Annotated in this window: 16 protein-coding genes; 7 read left to right on the forward strand and 9 right to left on the reverse strand. The window is 72.3% G+C overall.

The features are described from left to right. Window position 1: 1 nt before the first annotated feature. Complete coding sequence (locus BIU95_RS01860; RefSeq protein WP_071250105.1) at window positions 2-595, reverse strand: TetR/AcrR family transcriptional regulator; 594 nt, start codon at window positions 593-595, stop codon at window positions 2-4. 9 nt (window positions 596-604) lie between these two features. After that, window positions 605-1,171, reverse strand: coding sequence for a hypothetical protein (locus BIU95_RS01865; RefSeq protein ID WP_071250107.1), 567 nt, complete (start codon window positions 1,169-1,171; stop codon window positions 605-607). Window positions 1,172-1,382: 211 nt separating this feature from the next. Between BIU95_RS01865 and BIU95_RS01870 the strand changes: the two genes are divergently transcribed. The 3 genes from BIU95_RS01870 (at window position 1,383) to BIU95_RS01880 (ending at window position 4,746) form a co-directional block, all read left to right on the forward strand. Next, window positions 1,383-2,204: an alpha/beta fold hydrolase gene (locus tag BIU95_RS01870; protein WP_071250108.1), complete on the forward strand. Its 822-nt coding sequence runs from the start codon at window positions 1,383-1,385 to the stop codon at window positions 2,202-2,204. 18 nt (window positions 2,205-2,222) lie between these two features. Beyond that, a complete protein-coding gene (locus BIU95_RS01875; protein ID WP_083389175.1) occupies window positions 2,223-3,095 on the forward strand; it encodes a hypothetical protein in 873 nt (290 codons plus the stop codon). 175 nt (window positions 3,096-3,270) lie between these two features. Beyond that, on the forward strand, window positions 3,271-4,746 hold the full coding sequence (locus BIU95_RS01880) for an APC family permease (protein WP_017885839.1): 1,476 nt from the start codon (window positions 3,271-3,273) through the stop codon (window positions 4,744-4,746). 101 nt (window positions 4,747-4,847) lie between these two features. On the opposite strand, the gene BIU95_RS01885 is transcribed toward BIU95_RS01880, so the two are convergent. Continuing rightward, window positions 4,848-5,609 carry a LysE/ArgO family amino acid transporter gene (locus BIU95_RS01885; protein ID WP_083389176.1) on the reverse strand — a complete coding sequence of 254 codons (762 nt, stop codon included), beginning with the start codon at window positions 5,607-5,609 and terminating at the stop codon, window positions 4,848-4,850. 70 nt (window positions 5,610-5,679) lie between these two features. On the opposite strand from BIU95_RS01885, the gene BIU95_RS01890 reads away from it, so the two are divergent. Beyond that, window positions 5,680-6,594, forward strand: a complete 915-nt coding sequence (locus BIU95_RS01890; RefSeq protein WP_071250114.1) for a LysR family transcriptional regulator ArgP — start codon at window positions 5,680-5,682, stop codon at window positions 6,592-6,594. On the opposite strand, the gene BIU95_RS01895 is transcribed toward BIU95_RS01890, so the two are convergent. Next, a complete protein-coding gene (locus tag BIU95_RS01895; protein WP_071250116.1) occupies window positions 6,585-7,364 on the reverse strand; it encodes an Fpg/Nei family DNA glycosylase in 780 nt (259 codons plus the stop codon). The genes BIU95_RS01890 and BIU95_RS01895 overlap by 10 nt on opposite strands. A 50-nt stretch (window positions 7,365-7,414) precedes the next feature. Further along, window positions 7,415-12,193, reverse strand: a complete 4,779-nt coding sequence (locus BIU95_RS01900; RefSeq protein WP_071250118.1) for a DEAD/DEAH box helicase — start codon at window positions 12,191-12,193, stop codon at window positions 7,415-7,417. A gap of 160 nt (window positions 12,194-12,353) precedes the next feature. Here BIU95_RS01900 and BIU95_RS01905 point away from each other — a divergent pair, with 160 nt between their 5' ends. Next, entirely contained in the window at window positions 12,354-13,028 is a 675-nt protein-coding gene (locus tag BIU95_RS01905; protein ID WP_017885844.1) for a PadR family transcriptional regulator, read from the forward strand. A 137-nt stretch (window positions 13,029-13,165) separates the two neighbouring features. Here the strand turns inward: BIU95_RS01905 and BIU95_RS01910 are convergent, their stop codons facing one another. Further along, window positions 13,166-13,786: an alpha/beta hydrolase gene (locus BIU95_RS01910; RefSeq protein WP_083389177.1), complete on the reverse strand. Its 621-nt coding sequence runs from the start codon at window positions 13,784-13,786 to the stop codon at window positions 13,166-13,168. Window positions 13,787-13,859: 73 nt separating this feature from the next. Here BIU95_RS01910 and BIU95_RS01915 point away from each other — a divergent pair, with 73 nt between their 5' ends. After that, window positions 13,860-14,402, forward strand: a complete 543-nt coding sequence (locus BIU95_RS01915; RefSeq protein ID WP_017885846.1) for an NUDIX hydrolase family protein — start codon at window positions 13,860-13,862, stop codon at window positions 14,400-14,402. Window positions 14,403-14,509: 107 nt separating this feature from the next. Here the strand turns inward: BIU95_RS01915 and BIU95_RS01920 are convergent, their stop codons facing one another. Continuing rightward, a complete protein-coding gene (locus tag BIU95_RS01920; RefSeq protein ID WP_017885847.1) occupies window positions 14,510-14,713 on the reverse strand; it encodes a CsbD family protein in 204 nt (67 codons plus the stop codon). Window positions 14,714-14,964: 251 nt separating this feature from the next. Then, the gene (locus tag BIU95_RS01925) at window positions 14,965-16,575 is read right to left on the reverse strand and encodes a DEAD/DEAH box helicase (RefSeq protein ID WP_017885848.1); all 1,611 of its coding nucleotides are present in this window, start codon (window positions 16,573-16,575) and stop codon (window positions 14,965-14,967) included. Window positions 16,576-16,869: 294 nt separating this feature from the next. Here BIU95_RS01925 and BIU95_RS01930 point away from each other — a divergent pair, with 294 nt between their 5' ends. Then, window positions 16,870-17,697, forward strand: a complete 828-nt coding sequence (locus tag BIU95_RS01930; RefSeq protein ID WP_240048657.1) for an endo alpha-1,4 polygalactosaminidase — start codon at window positions 16,870-16,872, stop codon at window positions 17,695-17,697. Between the two features lie 137 nt (window positions 17,698-17,834). On the opposite strand, the gene BIU95_RS01935 is transcribed toward BIU95_RS01930, so the two are convergent. Next, window positions 17,835-18,194, reverse strand: coding sequence for a GntR family transcriptional regulator (locus BIU95_RS01935; RefSeq protein ID WP_031259158.1), 360 nt, complete (start codon window positions 18,192-18,194; stop codon window positions 17,835-17,837). Window positions 18,195-18,198 lie beyond the last annotated feature (4 nt).

The following is an 18,198-nucleotide window of genomic DNA, read 5'->3' on the forward strand; positions in this document are numbered from 1 at the left end:
GTCAGGCGATCGCGCCGCGCAGGCTGTCCACGTGCAGTTCGACGAGCGCCAGGACCCGCTCGGGCGCACGCGCCGTCGGGGCCCACGTGTGCTCGACCGCCAGCCCGTCGATCAGCGCGTGCAGCCGGTCCGCCTCGTCGGTCAGGTCGCGATCGGCACCGAAGCCGCCGTCCTCGCGCAGGATCTCCAGCGCCCGGATGCACACCCGGCTGACCCCGTCGTTCAGGCGTCGAGCGCTCGCGGCCAGGTGTTCGTCGGTGCGCGCGAGCACGCCGAGCTGCACCTGCGCCAGGATCTCGGTCGTGCGCTCGGCGTCGAGCGGCAGCACCTGGGCGAGGACGTCCAGCGCGAGCGCACGACCCGTCGAACGCAGGGCGGCGAGTCGAGCGATGACGCGTTCCTCGATGATCGTCAGGCAGTGCTCGCGCAGGGAGTGCTGCGTCGGGAACACTCGGCGGAGTGATGCGGGAGCGATGCCGGCCTCGTCCGCGACGTTCCGCACCGACAGTGCGCTCAGGCCGTCCCGCTCCAGGATCCGCAGGCAGGCCGCGGCCACCAGGGATCCCCGTTCCTCGAGGTCGACACGGCGGGGCACCGGGTCAGCCTACGGCTGGCTCGACGCTCCGGCCGGGTCCGCGGCTGCGGTGGTGGCTCGGCGCGGCCAGATCGTGTAACCGATCGCCCACAGCAGTTCGACGCCCAGGACCACCCCGAGCAGTGCGACCGTGCCCTGCAGTTCGTTCGTGCGCTCCGGGTCCCCGACGACGAGGACGAGCACACCGATGACCCCGCTGGCGATCAGCACGGCCAGCCCGGTCCGCAGCACGTCGCCCCAGCAGTGGGCCGTGTGGCGCCGTCCGCTCAGGCGCTCCGGCGCGGGACCCCCGGCGAACCGGTGCGTGAACCGGACGTCGGCCCACGCGATCATCCGGTGCCCGTACGCGACCGAGAAGCCGATGTAGATCGCGGCGAGGCCGTGGTGCCACGTCGCGGTCCCGCCGCCGAGCAGGTCGACCGTGACGACGGCGAGCAGGACGACGTCGATCACGGGGGCCGCGACGAGCATGGCCGCCCCCAAGCGCGGACGCCGCAGCAGGTACCGGGTGGCCAGCCCACCGAGGATCGCGACCCAGAAGGCGATCTCGCAGGCGACGATGGCGATGAGCGTCATGGGATCCCCGATGCAGTGGTGTTGATTGCTGAGTACAGGTGTACTCAAACAGCATGACACGGTGACCACCACGGCGTCGAGCGGCGGTGTTCTGCCCCTGGAAGCGGGGGGAGACACGGACCTCCACGCCTGCGACACTCGGAGCACCGGTAATCCGCACGGTCCCCTCCGAGGCCCGACGCATCGCCGTCGACAGCTCGCAAAGGACCCCATGCTCCCTCCCGTCGACCGAACGGTCGTCTCCTCCGACGGCACCACCATCGCCGTGTCCGAGGCAGGGGACGGACCGGCGGTCGTCGTCGTGGGCGGTGCCTTCGACCACCGGGGGACCCCGTACCTCGACCGCGTGGTCGCCGAGCTCGCTCCGACCCATCGTGTCGTCACCTACGACCGACGCGGTCGCGGTGCGAGCGGCGACTCGGCGTCGTGGGCGATCGAGCGCGAGGTCGAAGACCTCCGCGCCGTCGTCGAGAGCGTCGGCGTCCCCACGACCGCCGTCGGCATCTGCGTCGGTGCCGGTGTCGTCCTGCACGGCCTCGCCACCGGCCTGCCCGTCGACGGCGCCGTCCTGTGGGAACCGCCGTACCGCGCCTCGGTCGACCCGCACGCCGACGACGTCGTCTTCGCCGACCTGCTCGACGAGCACGTGGTCGCAGGCCGCCGCACCCAGGCCGTCCGCGGCTTCCTGACCCAGGTGCTCGGGCTCCCGATGGGCCAGGTCACGGCGCTCCGACTCAAGGGCTCGCTCTGGCGCTCCCTGGTCGTCGACGCCCACGTGCTCAGCCGCGAGGTCCGGGTGCTGAACGGCCTCGCCGTGCCCGAGCGGGTCGCCGCAGCCGTCGGCGTGCCGGTGCTCGTCGGCGCCGGCGGTGACGGTCTCGAGTGGATGCGTCGTGCGGCCCGCGCCGTCGTGGACGCGGTGCCGGGTTCGGAGTACGCGGAGGTACCCGGGCAGGGACACGTCCCCGCCCCCGCCGCCCTCGGAGCACTGATCGACCGCGTCCGGAGCCGGATCGTCTCGCCCAGCAGCTGACTGCGAGAGGATGGGCTGGTGAACGCACCCCGCCTCGGTCTCCTGCTCGACGTCGACGGGCCCATCGCCAGCCCGGTCTCCCGCACCATCGCGATCCCGAGCATCGTCGCGGACCTCGTCGCGCTCGCTGCCGAGGGCATCCCGATCGTCTTCAACACCGGCCGCAGCGATGCCTTCATCCGCTCCGAGGTCGTCGGTCCGCTGCTCGCCGGTGGCCTCGCCGAGGGCGGCCGGGTGCACGCGGTCTGCGAGAAGGGTGCCGTGTGGTGCTCGATCGGCCCGCAGTACGACGGCGGCATGGGTGAGCTGACCGTCGCCGAGGACCTCGCGCTGCCGCGGGACTACGCCGACGAGATGCGCGAGCTGGTCCGCACCGAGTACGCCGACCTGGTGTTCTTCGACGAGACGAAGCGCGCGATGGTGTCGATCGAGCAGCGCGTCGAGGTGCCGAACGCCACGTACCTCGCCCGCCAGCCGGAGTTCGACGCGAAGGCGATGGCCGCGCTCGAGCGTCGTGGCCTCGGTGTCCGCCGCCTCGACGATGTCCGACCCGACGCCGACGGTGCCGTGCAGTGGCGCATCGACCCGACCATCATCTCCACCGACGTCGAGTCCGACCGCAGCGGCAAGGACCTGGGCGCCGAGCGGTCGCTCGCACTCCTCGGGCAGGACGGCGAGCTCCCGATCACCTGGCGCACCGTGGGCGACTCGCGGAGCGACTACGCCATGGCGGACTGGCTGCACGCCAACGGGTACGAGGTCGCGCACGTCGACGTCCGTCCTGCCGACGGTGTGCCGGCCACGCCGTACCCGGTGCTCACCGCGCCCGACGGCGTCATCCACGACGAGGCCGGCGCCCGGTTCCTGGCGGACTGGCGCGCCGCGCGCTGACGCGACCGCGGCCCTGGACGCACCCGTCCGCCGACCGAGCGGTGCGCGCCGGACGGCCATCGCGCCTCCCGTCCGTCCCCGGACCGGCCCACCGTCCGGCCGGACGCTTTGCGTGACACAGTGGTACACCAGTACCCTTCCGAGGTCCGCCGCCAGCCGATGACGGGATCCACCCATGGCAACGAAGATCCGCATCAAGTCGATCGAGGCCTCCCTGGCCGACTCCGAGGAGCAGGGCAGGTCCCTGAAACGCTCCCTGAAGACGTTCGACATCGCCGCGATGGGCATCGCGGTCGCCGTCGGCGCCGGCATCTTCTCGGTCGGCGCGAACGCCGCCGCGAACTTCGCCGGGCCCGGCGTGATCGTCTCCTTCCTGCTCGCAGCCGTCACGTGCGGCCTGGCGATCATGTGCTACGCCGAGTTCGCGTCGACGATCCCCGTCGCCGGCTCCGCGTACACGTTCACGTACGCCACGATGGGTGAGCTGCTCGCCTGGATCGTGGGCTGGGACCTCATCCTCGAGACCCTCACGGCCAGTGCCGTGATCGCGAAGTACTGGGGCATCTACCTCAGCACCGCGTTCGACGTCTTCGGCGTGACCCTGCCCAGCACGATCCAGCTCGGTCCGATCCCGTTCACCTGGGGTCCGGTGCTCATCGTCGGGATCTTCACGGTGCTCCTCGCCTTCGGCACCCGCCTGTCCTCGCGGGTGTCGGCGGTCATCACCGTCATCAAGGTCGCCATCGTCGTGTTCGTCATCGTCGCCGGTGCGTTCTTCGTCAAGGCCGCGAACTTCACCCCGTTCATCCCGCCGGCCGAGCCCGCCAAGGGTGCCGAGGGCAGCGTCTGGACCCAGTCGCTCGTGTCCTGGTTCACCGGTGCGGAGCCCGCCCAGTACGGCGTCTTCGGCCTGCTCGCCGCCGCGTCCCTGGTGTTCTTCGCCTTCATCGGCTTCGACGTCGTCGCCACGAGCGCCGAGGAGACCGAGAACCCGCAGAAGACCCTGCCCCGCGGCATCTTCATCGGCCTCGGCATCGTGACGCTGCTCTACGTCGGCGTCAGCATCGTCATCACCGGCATGGTCTCGTACCAGCGCCTGGCGGAGGAGAAGGCACCGTCGCTGGCCTCGGCGTTCGACATCGTCGGGCTGCCGTGGGCCGCCGGCATCATCGCCATCGGGTCGCTGATCGGTCTGACCACCGTCGTCATGGTGCTGCTGCTCGGCCTGTCCCGCATCGTCTTCTCGATGAGCCGCGACGGCCTGCTGCCCCGCTGGTTCTCCAAGACCAACCCGAAGACGCAGACGCCGGTGCGCGTGCAGGTCGTCGCCGGTGTCGTCGTGGCGCTGCTGGCCGGGTTCACCGCGGTCGACAAGCTCGAGGGCATGATCAACATCGGCACGCTGTCGGCGTTCGTCCTGGTGTCGATCGGCATCGTCGTGCTGCGTCGTTCGCGGCCCGATGCCCCGCGGGCCTTCCGGGTGCCGTGGTCGCCCGTGCTGCCGATCATCTCGGCGGTGCTGTGCTTCTGGCTGATGCTGAACCTCGAGGTCGAGACCTGGCTCCGGTTCGTCGTCTGGCTGGTCATCGGCTTCGTCATCTACTTCGGGTACAGCCGCCGCCACAGCCGCGTCGGCCAGGGCATGCAGTAGGGCCGTCCCGCAAAACACCGGTGTTCGCACGTTGCACACCCGCACACCGCGGTTCGACGTGTGGACACCGGTGTTTTGCAGACCGCAGCGCGCCGCAGCCGCTACGCGCCGACGAGCAGCAGCCCGCCGAACGCGAGCATCACGACGGCGACCAGGCCGTCGAACACCCGCCACGTGAGCGGCTTCTCGAACAGCGGCCGCAGCAGCCGACCGCCGAACCCGAGCGCACCGAACCACAGGCAGCTCGCCGCGACGGCACCGATCGTCCAGAGCCACCGGTCGTCCGCACCCTGCTGGTTCGCCACCGACCCGAGGAACACCAGCGTGTCCAGGTACACGTGCGGGTTCGCCCACGTGAAGACGAGCATGGTCAGCACCGCCGTCCGCATGGTCACCCCCTGGCCGGGAGGCACGGTGCGCGTCCGCCCCGCCGCCACCGTCGAACGCCCGGTCGTGTCGATCCCCGGACCGGCGCCCGCGCCCGTGTCGACCCCCGCGCCTGCGCCCGCACCGGCGCCCACGACCCCGTCGTCGGCCGCCTCGTCGGCGACCCGCATCGCGTCCCCCGACGGCCGCAGCGCACGCCGCGCCGCGAGCACCCCGTAGGTGAGCAGGAACGCGGCACCGACGAACCGGACCACCAGGAGCGCCACGGGGAACCGCTCGACCACGGCGCCGACCCCGAGCACCCCGGCGACGATGAGCAGCGCATCCGAGACCGCGCACACCACGACCGCCGCGGCCACCACCCGGAGTCCTGCGCTGACCGCGAGCCGGAGCAGGTACGTGTTCTGCACACCGATCGCGACGATCAGTGCGAGTCCCGTGCCGAGTCCGGAGAGCAGGGGCAGCAGCGTGGTCACGGATCCGACGCTAGAGCGTCGCCGCGGTGCAGTACAGCTCATGTTCCTGCAGCGCCATAAGCTCAGCTGCATGTCCCGGTTCCAGCGCGAACACCTCGAGACGCTGCTCGCCGCCGTCGACCACGGCACCCTGGACGCCGCGGCTCGCGCGCTGGCCATCACCCCGTCGGCGGTCTCGCAGCGGATCAAGTCGATGGAGCAGCAGGTCGGTCGGGTCCTGCTCCAGCGCACCACCCCGGTGCGCCCGACCGCGGACGGCGAGGTGGTGCTCCGGCACGCGCGGCAGGTCCGGCTGCTCGACGAGGAGACCTCCCGTGCACTCGGCGGTGGCTCCTCGGTGGTGCCGTCGATCCCGCTGGCCGTCAACGCCGACTCGCTCGGCACCTGGTTCCTCGATGCTCTGGCCCTCGTCCGGGCCGACACCGAGGTGGTCTTCGACCTGCACCGCGAAGACCAGGACCGCACCGCCGAGCTGCTCCGCGCCGGCACCGTGATGGGCGCGGTGACGGCCGAGGCGGACCCCGTGCAGGGCTGCTCGTCGGTGCCGCTCGGCATCGATCGGTACCGGGCCGTGGCGTCACCGGCGTTCGTCGCCCGGTACCTCGGCGACACCGGCACCGAGCGGCGGATGCTCCGGCGGCTCGACGAGGTCCCGCTCGTCGACTACGACCGCGACGACGACCTGCAGCAGGGGTACCTGCGCCAGGTCCTGGGGCACGCTCCCGGCGGCCCGCGCCACTTCGTCCCGACCTCTGCCGACTTCGCCCGCGCCGTCACGCTCGGGTTCGGGTGGGGGCTGCTGCCCGAGGCGCAGTGCCTCGACGCGATCGACCGCGGTGTCCTGGTCGAGCTGGCCCCGGGTCGGCACGCCGACGTCGCGCTGTGGTGGCAGCGCTGGAACCTGGCGTCAGCGCTCCTCGAACGGGTCACCGACGCGGTCCGAGTGACCGCCGCGGAGCGCCTGCACCCCGTGCGTCAGGTCTGACAGCGCGGACACCAGTGGGTGTCGCGCAGAGTGAGCTCCGAGTCGCCGAGTTCGCCGTGCCGGATCGGGGTCCCGCAGCGCAGACACGGCTTGCCGGCGCGACCGTAGACCCAGAACCGTCGACCGGGGCGGTCGACACCGGTGGTCACGCGGGCGCTGCGGTCGCGGTTCGCCAGGATCAGTCGGCTGGCGAGCGTGATCGTGCGCGCCGGGTCGGGGACCTGGCCGGCCGGACGCGTCGGCAGCACCCCGCGCAGGAAGCAGAGTTCGTTCCGGTACACGTTGCCGAGCCCGGCGAGCACCCGTTGGTCGAGCAGCGCCAACCCGACCGGCCGTTCGGGGTCCTCCGTCAGGTTGGCGAGGGCCAGGTCGGCGTCCCAGTCGGGGCCGAGCAGGTCGGGCCCCAGGTGTCCGACGACCTCGGACTCCTGGTCGCGCGGGACGACCTCGAGCACCCCGAGCGCGAAGCCGACGGTGGAGACTCCTTCGGCGTCCAGGATCGCCCGGGCTTGGTGCGCCGGACGTCGCCAGCGGTCACCGGGCGCGTAGACGTCCCACCGGCCCTCCATCTTCAGGTGCGAGTGCACGGTCAGGTCGCCGATCCGGTGCAGCAGGTGCTTGCCGCGGGGGACGACCTCGTCGACGGTGCGCCCCACCAGGTCGAGGGTGGCGAAGGCCGGGACCCGGAAGTCGCTCTTCGTCAGGACCTTGCCCGCCAGCGCGGTGTGCAGACGGCGTGCCGCACGGTAGACGGTGTCGCCTTCAGGCACGGGGCACCTCCGGCACGTGGTCACCGCACGGCCGGGAGGCGCGGCTCGCCTCACACACGGAGCCGCAGCCCCTGCGGGGTCGCCGTGAACCCTGCCTGACGGAGCGCGCCGCCGAGCAGCGTCTCGAGCACGAAGTCCCCGTCGACCCGCTCGACCGAGAGCTTCCGCAGCCCGGTCCGGACGATCGAGGCGATCGAGGTGGCGGCAGCGGCGAGGTCGGCCGCGTCGTCGGTGAACGTGAGCACGGACTTGCCGCCCCGCTCGACGTACACGGTGAGCTTGCCGTCGACGGTCGTCACGAGGGCGCCTGCCTTGCGCCCGGGCCGGTGACCGCGGGTGGCCTTCGCGCCGCTCGCAACGCCGCTCGCCGCATCGTTCGCGCCGGTGCTCGCCCCACCGGCTGCGACGGCATCGTCCGCGACTCCGGGGTCGACGTCGCCCGTGGGCCACGGCAACGAGGCCCCGTACGGGTTCGCCGGGTCGGTCGCCGCGAGCGTCAGGGCCTCGCGCTTGCGGTCCGGGTCGTCACGCTCGTCGTCGCCGAGCTCGCGGGCGTAGGTGCGCAGCCGGTCGACGGTCGGGCCGGTGGCGAACTGGGCGGCACCGAGCCCCTCGACGAAGTACCCGCGACGAGCCCGGCCGGACTCCTCGAACCGCGAGAGCACCCGGTACACCCCCGCGAAGCCGCCGCGGACACCCTCGACCTGCACGGCGCCGCGGGTCACGACGCCGTAGCGTTCGAGCAGCTGTTCGGCGGTCGCCGCGGCCCGCACGGTCGAGTCGGACTCGGCCAGCGGCAGGAGCGACCAGCGACCCCCGACGGACGGCGGCCCGGACTGCGTCGGCATGGTCGGCCGCCGACGGCCGCGGTAGGCCCGGGCCCGTGGAGCGCTCGAGCTCTTCGCCTTGCCGCCGAGCATCGACCGCAGCGGGGCGAACGTGTCGTTCGTGATCTGCCCGGCCCAGACCAGGTCCCACAGCGCGGTCGTGAGCGCCTGGTCGTCGCTGCTGCCCACGGCCTGGCCCAGCTGCCGGAAGAAGTAGGCGCCGCCACCGGCCAGCGCACCGAGCACGTCGCGCTGCAGCTCGGTCGTCTCGTCACCGGAGGGCTCGGCGAGCGTCGTCGCCGCGGTGTCGGCCAGGTGCAGACGCACCCAGCCGTCGTTGCCGGGCAGTGTGCCGCCGCCGGACCACAGGACCTCGCCCGTGGCGGTCAGTTCGTCGAGCATGCTCGTCGAGTAGTCGGTGACGCGCGACGGCAGCACCAGGGTCTCCCACGCGCTGGCGGGCAGGGCCACCCCGGCGAGCTGGTCGATCACCTGCAGCACGCCGTCGACGCCACGGAGGCCACCGCGGGTCCCGGGGGTCTGCACGTGCTGCCAGGCCGGCAGGAAGCGGGCGAGGGTGTCCGGCGAGACCGGTTCGACCTCATGCCGCAGGGCCGCGAGGGACTTCGTGCGGATCCGTCGCAGGACCTCGGCATCGCACCATTCGGCACCCTGGCGATCGGGTCGGAACTCGCCCTCCACCACACGGCGGTCGGCGACGAGTCGGCGCAGGGTGTCCTGCACGACGGCGATCCCCAGGCCGAGGCGACCGGCGGCCTCCTGTGCGGAGAACGGTCCGTGCGACCTCGCGTAGCGGCCGATCAGATCGCCCAGGGGATCCGCCACGGGCTCGATGAACGCCGTGGGCACACCGATCGGCAGCGGGACCCCGAGGGCGTCACGCAGACGGGCGGCGTCCTCGATCACGGCCCAGCGCGTCGCCCCGGCGTGCGAGAACGAGAGCACCCGGCGATCACGTTCCAGGGCCTGGAGCGTGCTGCGCAGTTCGGCGGTCGCCCCGGCCCGGTCGGCGGTGTCTGCGAGCCAGCTCCGGTCGACCGCTTCGTCCAGGTCGAGCGCGCCGACCAGCCGCAGGACGTCGACGAGCCCCTCGGCGTCACGGGCACGGCGGTCCGGCGAGAGCCGCTGCAGGTCGCGTTCCACCGACGTGATGACCGCGGGATCGAGCAGCTCGCGCAGCTCCGCACGACCGAGCAGTTCGCCGAGCAGCGTCGAGTCGAGCGACAGCGCCGCTGCCCGGCGTTCGGCGAGCGGGGTGTCGCCCTCGTACATGAAGGCCGCGACGTACCCGAACAGGATCGACCGGGCGAACGGCGACGGCTGCTCGGTCTCGGTCTCGACCAACCGGATCCGGCGCCCGGCGATGTCGTCGGCGATCCCGAGCAGTGCGGGCACGTCGTAGACGTCCTGCAGCACCTCGCGCACGGTCTCGAGCACGATCGGGAACGTCGGGTACTTCTGCGCGACCTCGAGCAGCTGCGAGGCCCGCTGCCGCTGCTGCCAGAGCGGCGACCGCTGCCCGGGGTTCCGTCGGGGCAGCAGCAGGGCGCGCGCCGCGCACTCGCGGAACCGCGCGGCGAAGAGCGCTGAGCCGCCGACCTCGTCGGTGACCAGGGCCTCGAGGTCGTCGCGCTCGAACACGAACAGGTCGGCACCCGGCGGCTCGGCGTCGGTCTCCGGGATGCGCACGACGATCCCGTCGTCGGCCGCCATCGCGTCGCCGTCGATGCCGTGCCGTTCGCGCAGCCGCGCGGCGACGGCCAGGGCCCACGGCGCGTGCACCTGCATGCCGTAGGGCGAGTGCAGGATGAGCCGCCAGTCCCCGAGCTCGTCGCGGAACCGCTCGACGACGAGCGTGGTGTCGTTCGGCACGTGGCCGGTGGCCGCGCGCTGGTCGCGCAGGAACGTCAGCAGGTTGGTGACGGCACGCTCGTCCAGTCCGCCGGCGGCGACCCGGGCGCGGGCGTCGTCGTCCGATGCGCCCTCGACCTCGCGCACGAACGCACCGGTGGCCCGGCCGAGCTCGGCGGGTCGGCCGATGCCGTCGCCCTTCCAGAACGGCACGCGACCGGGCTGCCCGAACGCCGGGCTCACGACGACGCGGTCGTGGGTGATCTCCTCGATCCGCCAGCTCGTGGCACCGAGGGCGAAGACGTCCCCCACGCGTGATTCGTAGACCATCTCCTCGTCGAGCTCGCCGACGCGGGACGCCTTCTCGCCGACCATGAACACGCCGAACATGCCACGGTCGGGGATCGTCCCGCCGCTCGTCACCGCGAGCCGCTGGGCACCGGGCCGCCCGGTCAGGGTGCCGTGCACGCGGTCCCAGACCAGCCGTGGCCGGAGTTCGGCGAACTCGTCGCTCGGGTACCGACCCGTGACCAGGTCGAGCGTCGCCTCGAACGCCGACCGGGGCAGGCCGCTGAACGGGGCGCTCCGCCGCACGAGTTCGAACCAGTGTTCGACGTCGAGGGTGTCGATGGACCCGGCCGCCACGGTGTGCTGCGCCAGGACGTCGAGCGGGTTCGCCGGCACCGAGATCGACTCGATCTGGCCCGAGACCATCCGCTCGACCGTGACCGCGCTGTTGACCAGGTCGGCCCGGTGCTTCGGGAACAGCACCCCACGCGAGATCTCGCCCACCTGGTGTCCGGCACGACCGACGCGCTGCAGCCCGCTCGCGACCGAGGGCGGCGCCTCGACCTGGACGACCAGGTCTACCTCGCCCATGTCGATACCGAGTTCGAGCGAGCTCGTCGCGACGACGCACCGCAGCCGACCGGACTTCAGGTCGTCCTCGATGATCGCGCGCTGGTCCTTCGACACCGAGCCGTGGTGCGCGCGGGCGAGCACCGGGACGGAGGCGTCCGAGCCCCCGCCGGCGGTCTGCCCGGACCCGCCGATGAGCTGCGCCGGCGGCCGTTTGGCCCCCTGGGGCGCGACCGCATGCGCCGAGGTGCGCGCCGGAGACTGCGGCCGCCCCCGTGCAACGGGCAGGCCGTCGTCGTCCGGCGACGCCCCCGCCGGCACCAGGGCGCCGTCGCCGGCGGCGGCGAGCACGCGTTCCTCGTGGATCTCGTTGAGCCGTGCCGTCAGCCGCTCGGCCAGCCGCCGCGAGTTCGCGAACACGATGGTCGAGCGGTGTTCCTCGATCAGGTCGACGACGCGCTCTTCGACGTGCGGCCAGATCGACCCGTTCGTCGGCGACTCGGACGCGTCCGCACCGACCGGCGGCGCCCCGAGCTCGGTCATGTCGTCGACGGGCACGACGACCCGCAGGTCGAAGGTCTTCTGCGCCGGCGGCGCGATGATCGTCACCGGGGCGCGGCCGCCCAGGAACCGCGCGACCTCTTCCGGCGGACGGACGGTCGCGGACAACCCGATGCGCTGCACGGGCTTGTCGAGCAGGTCGTCGAGGCGTTCGAGCGACACGGCCAGGTGTGCGCCGCGCTTGCTCGAGGCAACCGCGTGGACCTCGTCCACGATGACGGTGTCGACGTTCACCAGGGTCTCGCGTGCCTGCGAGGTGAGCATCAGGTAGAGCGACTCGGGCGTGGTGATGAGGATGTCCGGCGGCTGGCGCAGGAGCTTCTGCCGGTCGGACGACGGGGTGTCACCGCTGCGCACACCCACCGTGACGTCCGGTGGTTCGGTACCGAGACGGCGTGCGGTCTGGGTGATGCCGACGAGCGGGCTCCGCAGGTTGCGCTCGACGTCGACGCCCAGGGCCTTGAGCGGCGAGACGTAGAGCACCCGCGTGCGCTGCTTCGCCGGCGGCCGGTCGGTCGCGCTGATGAGCCGGTCGATCGACCACAGGAACGAGGCCAGGGTCTTGCCGGAACCGGTCGGGGCGATCACGAGCGCGTGCTGCCCGGTCGAGATGGCGTCCCACGCCCCGGCCTGTGCGGGGGTCGGTGCGTCGAAGGCGCCGCGGAACCACTCGGTGGTGGCGGGGGAGAAGCGCTCGAAGACGTCCGTCATGGTCCGTCCCATCCTGCCCGTCGCCACCGACAGCAGGCCGAGCGGACGTCGCTCTTGACAGAGCGATAGTTAACGATCTATCGTAAACACATCGCGATACGACGAAGACGATCAGGTCAGACCGGTCGCGAGCCGACTCAGCACGACGAAAGGACTCCTCATGCGCCCCTCGTATGACGACAACAGCAACACGTCCCCCCGCGACCAGCGCGGGTTCGGCCCGCGCGGCCCCCGCTTCGGCGGCGCGCGGCAGCACCACGGCGCCGGCTTCCCCGGCCGCGACCGCGGTGACCACGACCACGGCGGCCGGGGCTTCGGTGGCCGCGGGTTCGGCCCCGGCTTCGGCCCGGGCATGGGCTTCGGTCCCGGATTCGGCGGCCCCGGCTTCGGCCGCGAACGCCGTCGCCGCGGCGACGTCCGACTCGCGATCCTCGGCCTGCTGGCCGAGGGCCCGCAGAACGGCTACGCCGTGATCAAGACCATCGCCGAGCGCACCGGCGGCGCCTGGAAGCCGAGCCCCGGCTCGGTCTACCCGACGCTCCAGCAGCTCGTCGACGAAGACCTCGTGGTCTCGTCCGGCGACGGTCGCAAGACGCTCTTCGAACTCACCGACGCCGGCAAGGCCGAGACCGAGGCCAAGGCCGACGAGATCGCCGCGGCACTCGACGGGGCCCCTGGCATCCCGGACGCCCAGCGCGAGTTCTTCGAGGCGCTCCGGAAGACCATGGGCGTCCTGCACATGTACCGCAGCACCGCGACCGAGGAACAGGCCAAGGCGGCCACGGCCAAGGTGGACCAGCTCCGCAAGGACCTGCTCCAGATCCTCGCCGACTGACGGACGTCACCCACGACGGACAGGAGGCCCGGTGCCAGCTGGCACCGGGCCTCCTGTCTGCCTGCACATCGTGAGCAGCTGTGGTCGGGTCCGCGCGTCGGACCCGACCATTCGTGCTCACGAAGCGCGCGCAGCGCCTACCCGGCGTCGACGAAGGCCGCCACGTCCGCGAGCTCCGCCGTCGACACCGCGTGCGGCAGGCCCGCGTAGGTCCGGTCGGTCACGTCGGTGTGCGCCGCGGCCCACGCCTGTGTCCGAACGGTGGCCTCGGGCGGGATCACCGGGTCGAGGTCGCCGTGCCCCAGGAAGACCCTCGGCCGCACAGCCGAGACGGCCTCGTCACGCGAATCCGTGACGCCCGGCACCACGAACCCCGACAGCGACACCGCGAACGCGAAGGCCGCGGGCCGTGCCCGCAGGAGCTGGAGCGCCATCGAGCCGCCCTGCGAGAACCCGAGCAGTCCGATCCGCGGGTGGTCTGCGGCGACGGAGTCGATCCAGTCGAGCACCTCGTCGACCGCGGCGTCGACCGCCTCGGGCGCGGGGGAGCCGGGGGTGCCGAGCGGGTACCAGCTGAAGCCGGGCCCCCACGGCATCGGTGCCCGGAGCGAGGCGACGGTCCACGCGGGCGGCAGCGCGGGGGCGAGTCCGAGCAGGTCGTGCTCGTTCGACCCCACCCCGTGCATCGCGACGAGCAGGGGTGTGCCCCGCCGGTCCGAGGCACTCCGTGTCCACTGCACCAGGTCCGCATCGATCATGTGGACAACGCTAACCATCCCCAACTCCCGCGCCTTCCGCCGAACTCGCTGCCGTCCCTGGTAGACACGGTGCATGTCCTCGCTGCGCACCCCCGACCCCGACTCCGGCTGGCTGTCCGACGAGGAGCTCGCGAACGTCCGCCGTCGTCTGCCGATCTGCTACGTCGAAGCGGTCCCCGTCCGCACCGACGGCCTCGGTGTCGTGACCGAGGTCGGGGTGCTGCTGCGGGTCTCCCCGAGCGGTTCGATCGCCCGCACCCTGGTGTCCGGTCGCGTGATGTTCGGCGAGTCGATCCGCACCGCACTGTTCCGCCACCTGGAGAAGGACCTCGGGCCGATGGCGTTCCCGCAGCTGCCCTCGAGCCCGGCGCCGTTCACCGTGGCCGAGTACTTCCCGCTGCCCGGCGCCTCGGTGTACACCGACGAGCGGCAGCACGCGATCTCGCTGGCCTACGTCGTCCCGGTCACGGGGACGTGCGAGCCCCGGCAGGACGCTCTCGAACTCACGTGGATGAGCCCGATGGAAGCCGCGTCCGACGCCGTCGCCGACGAGATGGAAGGCGGCCGCGGCGCCCTGCTCCGGGCCGGTCTCGCGTCGGTCGGCGCCCTGCACTAGCCCGACGGGGGCGGCCGTACCCAGCGCACGACGAAGCCCCGCGCGCACGACGAAGCCCCCGGATCCGATCGGATCCGGGGGCTTCGCAGCTCGGTCGCGAACCGGCTTCAGTGCTTGTCGTTCTTGAAGCTGTCGGCGACGCCGTGCGCGGCGTCCTTGACGTCGGTGACGCCCTGCTTCGCCGAGGCCTTGCCCTGGTCGGTCTGGCCTTCGGCCTTCAGGCGGTCGTTGTCGGTCGCGTTCCCGACGGCTTCCTTGACCTTGCCTGCCGCCTTCTCAGCGGCGTTCTTGATGTCATCGATGCCAGCCATAGGCACTCCTTCCAGAAGCGGACGTGTTCCCCGTCAGCCGCTTGCGCGGCATCCGGTGAAGCAGACCGTACGCCCGCCGGGGTACCCCACCCCCAGCCCCCGCCAAGGTTTCGCCCCCGCCTTCACGCAAAACACCGGTGTTCGCGGATCACACCCCGGGATGCGGGGGTGCGAAACGTGAACACCGGTGTCTTGCGGGCACCGACGGGCTCAGACCAACGGACTCAGACCGCGCGGGTCGAGCGGGTGGTTCAGTGGCGGTCCGCAGCGCCGGCCGGACGGGAGGCGCGGCGCGAGCCACCACGACGGTTGCCGCCCGACTCGTTGCCGGACCGACCCGCGGCGTAGCCGCCCTCGGACGACCAGACAGCCGACGAGCCGCCGCGCACGACGTCACCGCTGCCGGAGCGGCGGTTGCCGCCGCTGCGGCGACCACCGGTCGAACCGGCGGCCGCGGCGCCGGAGCGCCCGGCGCCCTCGGAACGCGCGCCACGGGCCGGACGGCCCTGACGGCCCCCGGCCGAACCGGCGGACTCGCCAGCGGAACCGGAGCGTGCGGGCTGCGCCGCGCCTCCCGACCGACCGCCGCGACCACGGCGACGACCGCCACCGTCACCGGCGGACTCGGCAGAGCGCTGCTTGGGCTGACGCTGCTGGGTGGGCTGCTCCTCGGCGACGTGGCGGATCGGGGCGACCTCGCCGACGAGCGCGGTGACCGCGGCGGAGGTCGAGGTGACGTGCTGCGGCGTGACCTTGATCGCGGCCGCACGCATCATCTGCGCGACGTCGCGACGCTCGGCGGGCATCGTCACCGTGACGACGTCACCGGACGAACCGGCGCGCGCCGTGCGACCCGAGCGGTGCAGGTACGCCTTGTGCTCGGTGGGCGGGTCGACGTGGACGACGAGCTCGACGTTGTCGACGTGCACGCCACGGGCGGCGACGTCGGTGGCGACGAGCACGAGGGCCTCACCGGAGGAGAACTTTGCGAGGTTGCGCTCACGGGCGCCCTGCGACAGGTTGCCCTGCAGGTCGACGGCCGGGATCCCCTGGCTGCTGAGCTGCTTGGCGAGGCGCTTGGCGTGGTGCTTCGTGCGCATGAAGAGGATGCGGCGACCGTTGCCCGAGGCGAGGGCGCTCACGAGGTGCTTCTTCGCGTCGGCGTCGGCGACCTCGAACAGGTGGTGGGTCATCGCCTCGACGGGGCTGTTCGCCTCGTCGACGGAGTGCATCACCGGGTTGTGCAGGAACTTCTTGACGAGCTTGTCCACACCGTTGTCGAGCGTGGCGGAGAACAGCAGACGCTGTCCCTTCTCGGGGGTCGCCTGCATGATCTTGGTGACACCGGGCAGGAAGCCCATGTCGGCCATGTGGTCGGCCTCGTCGAGCACGGTGACCTCGATGTCGCCCAGGTTCACGTGGCCCTGCTGCATGAGGTCGGCGAGGCGACCCGGGCAGGCGACCACGACGTCGACGCCGCCGCGCAGGGCGTCGACCTGACGACCCTGACCGACGCCACCGAAGATGGTCGTGGTGTTGAGGCCCATGGCCTTGGCGAGCGGGGCGAGCGCGACGTCGATCTGCGTCGCGAGCTCACGGGTCGGGGCGAGCACCAGCGCGCGGGGGCGACCGGCGCGGCGCTTGCGGCCACTGGCGGCGAGGCGGGCGACCAGCGGGATCGCGAACGCGATGGTCTTGCCGGAGCCGGTGCGGCCGCGGCCCAGGACGTCCTTGCCCTGCAGGGAGTCCGGGAGCGTGTCCGCCTGGATGGGGAACGCCATGTCCTTGCCCTGGTCGGCGAGGACGGAGACCATCGGCGCGGGGACGCCGAGGTCGGAGAAACGGATGTCTTCGGTGGTCATGGTGACCTTTCGAGCCGGAGCGAGCCGGCTGTGGGCGCACTTGCGAGGCAGCGCGCGGGCGGGATGCGCGCCAACGATGTGGCTGGCGCAGTCGCCGCAGCAGAGAAGCCTGGGCACCTTCGTGAGGTGCTCGATCATCGACCGGAGTCCGGAGACAGGTGGTCGGGAGTTCGGGGCGTCCGTACGACGCACGAGGCGATCGGCGCCTCGAGTACGACCAGCATAGCGTGCACATGCCCGGATCAGCGAGGGCCGGGTGGTTCTCCCCGCGCATGCGAGGATTCCGGGGTGCGCATGCGAACCGTCCTGTTGACCACCGCGATGGCCCTGGTGGCCGTCCTCGGCACCGCCGGCTGCGCCGAGGCCGCCACGACGAGCGCGGCCGCCAGCTACCGGAACCTGCCGACCTCGGGCCGTGTGGACTATCAGCTCGGCGGCGGCTACACCCCGCCGTCCGGCGTCACGATCGTCGAGCGGGACAGCACCGACCGCCCGGCGAAGGGCAAGTACAACATCTGCTACGTCAACGGGTTCCAGACGCAGCCCGAGGCCGCCCGCACCTGGAAGAAGTCCTACCCGTCGGCGATCCTCCGCGACCGCGCGGGCAAGCCGGTGGCGGACCCGGGGTGGCCCGACGAGATGCTCCTCGACACCCGGACGGCGGCCAAGCGTGCCCTGATCACGAAGGTGCTCGCGAAGACCGTTGCCCGCTGCGCTGACCGCGGGTTCGACGCGGTCGAGTTCGACAACCTCGACTCCTGGACCCGCAGTGGCAAGCGGCTCACCCGTTCCGGCAACCTGGCGCTCGCGAAGTCGCTCGTCGCCAAGGGACACCGGCACGGCCTGGCCGTCGGGCAGAAGAACACACCGCAGCTCGGGGCGTCCGGCCGGAAGCAGACCGGGTTCGACTTCGTCGTCGCCGAGGAGTGCGTGCAGTACCGGGAGTGCGCGGCGTACACGAAGGCCTACGGCGGGCGGGTCATCGACGTGGAGTACTCGGACACCCTCAAGCGCTCGTGGGGGTCGGTGTGCACGCTGAAGAGCCGTCCGGCCATGACCATCCTGCGCGACCGCGACCTGGTGACCCCGAAGGACGACGCGTACGTCTACAAGCGCTGCTGATCGCTCGGGCGTTCCTTCCCAGAACGCGTGATGCCTGGTCGAATCGGGCGGAGCGGGTCGGAACTCCCGACCGGGTACGCCCGGAACGACCGGGTACGCCCGGAAGCGCCAGCCAGCCGGGCCAGCCCCGCGCAGCCCTACGCTGGCCAGGCCTCGCGCAACGCGGTCGCGGCCTGGTCCGCCGACAGCCCCGCCGAGCGCGCCGCGCCGGCCAGGGCACGAGCGGCCTCGGCCACGGCGTCCGGGACCGCTGCCGGCCGCACCACCCGGGTGCCGGCGCCCCGTGCGGTGTGCACGAGCCCGGCTTCCTCGAGCAGCTGGTAGGCCTTCGCGACGGTGCCGGCGGCGAGGCCGAGCTCGTCCGCCAGCCCCCGCACGCTCGGCAGCCGTTCGCCGTCCACCAGGTACCCGGCGGCGATCTGCGCGGCGATCTGCGATCGGACCTGCTCGAACGGGGGCACGCGGCCGCCGACGTCGAGGGCGACGAGTCCTGTCATGCGT

Source organism: Curtobacterium sp. MCBA15_007 (assembly GCF_001864905.1).
Classification (GTDB): domain Bacteria; phylum Actinomycetota; class Actinomycetes; order Actinomycetales; family Microbacteriaceae; genus Curtobacterium; species Curtobacterium poinsettiae.

What these genes read in the sequence shown, in the direction of transcription:
- BIU95_RS01905 (WP_017885844.1), top strand. Translation starts at nt 12,354, where the DNA reads ATGCGCCCCTCGTATGACGACAACAGCAACACGTCCCCCCGCGACCAG.
- BIU95_RS01880 (WP_017885839.1), top strand. Translation starts at nt 3,271, where the DNA reads ATGGCAACGAAGATCCGCATCAAGTCGATCGAGGCCTCCCTGGCCGAC.
- BIU95_RS01910 (WP_083389177.1), bottom strand. Translation starts at nt 13,786, where the DNA reads ATGATCGATGCGGACCTGGTGCAGTGGACACGGAGTGCCTCGGACCGG.
- BIU95_RS01930 (WP_240048657.1), top strand. Translation starts at nt 16,870, where the DNA reads ATGCGAACCGTCCTGTTGACCACCGCGATGGCCCTGGTGGCCGTCCTC.
- BIU95_RS01890 (WP_071250114.1), top strand. Translation starts at nt 5,680, where the DNA reads ATGTCCCGGTTCCAGCGCGAACACCTCGAGACGCTGCTCGCCGCCGTC.
- BIU95_RS01865 (WP_071250107.1), bottom strand. Translation starts at nt 1,171, where the DNA reads ATGACGCTCATCGCCATCGTCGCCTGCGAGATCGCCTTCTGGGTCGCG.
- BIU95_RS01870 (WP_071250108.1), top strand. Translation starts at nt 1,383, where the DNA reads ATGCTCCCTCCCGTCGACCGAACGGTCGTCTCCTCCGACGGCACCACC.
- BIU95_RS01915 (WP_017885846.1), top strand. Translation starts at nt 13,860, where the DNA reads ATGTCCTCGCTGCGCACCCCCGACCCCGACTCCGGCTGGCTGTCCGAC.
- BIU95_RS01925 (WP_017885848.1), bottom strand. Translation starts at nt 16,575, where the DNA reads ATGACCACCGAAGACATCCGTTTCTCCGACCTCGGCGTCCCCGCGCCG.
- BIU95_RS01935 (WP_031259158.1), bottom strand. Translation starts at nt 18,194, where the DNA reads ATGACAGGACTCGTCGCCCTCGACGTCGGCGGCCGCGTGCCCCCGTTC.
- BIU95_RS01920 (WP_017885847.1), bottom strand. Translation starts at nt 14,713, where the DNA reads ATGGCTGGCATCGATGACATCAAGAACGCCGCTGAGAAGGCGGCAGGC.
- BIU95_RS01900 (WP_071250118.1), bottom strand. Translation starts at nt 12,193, where the DNA reads ATGACGGACGTCTTCGAGCGCTTCTCCCCCGCCACCACCGAGTGGTTC.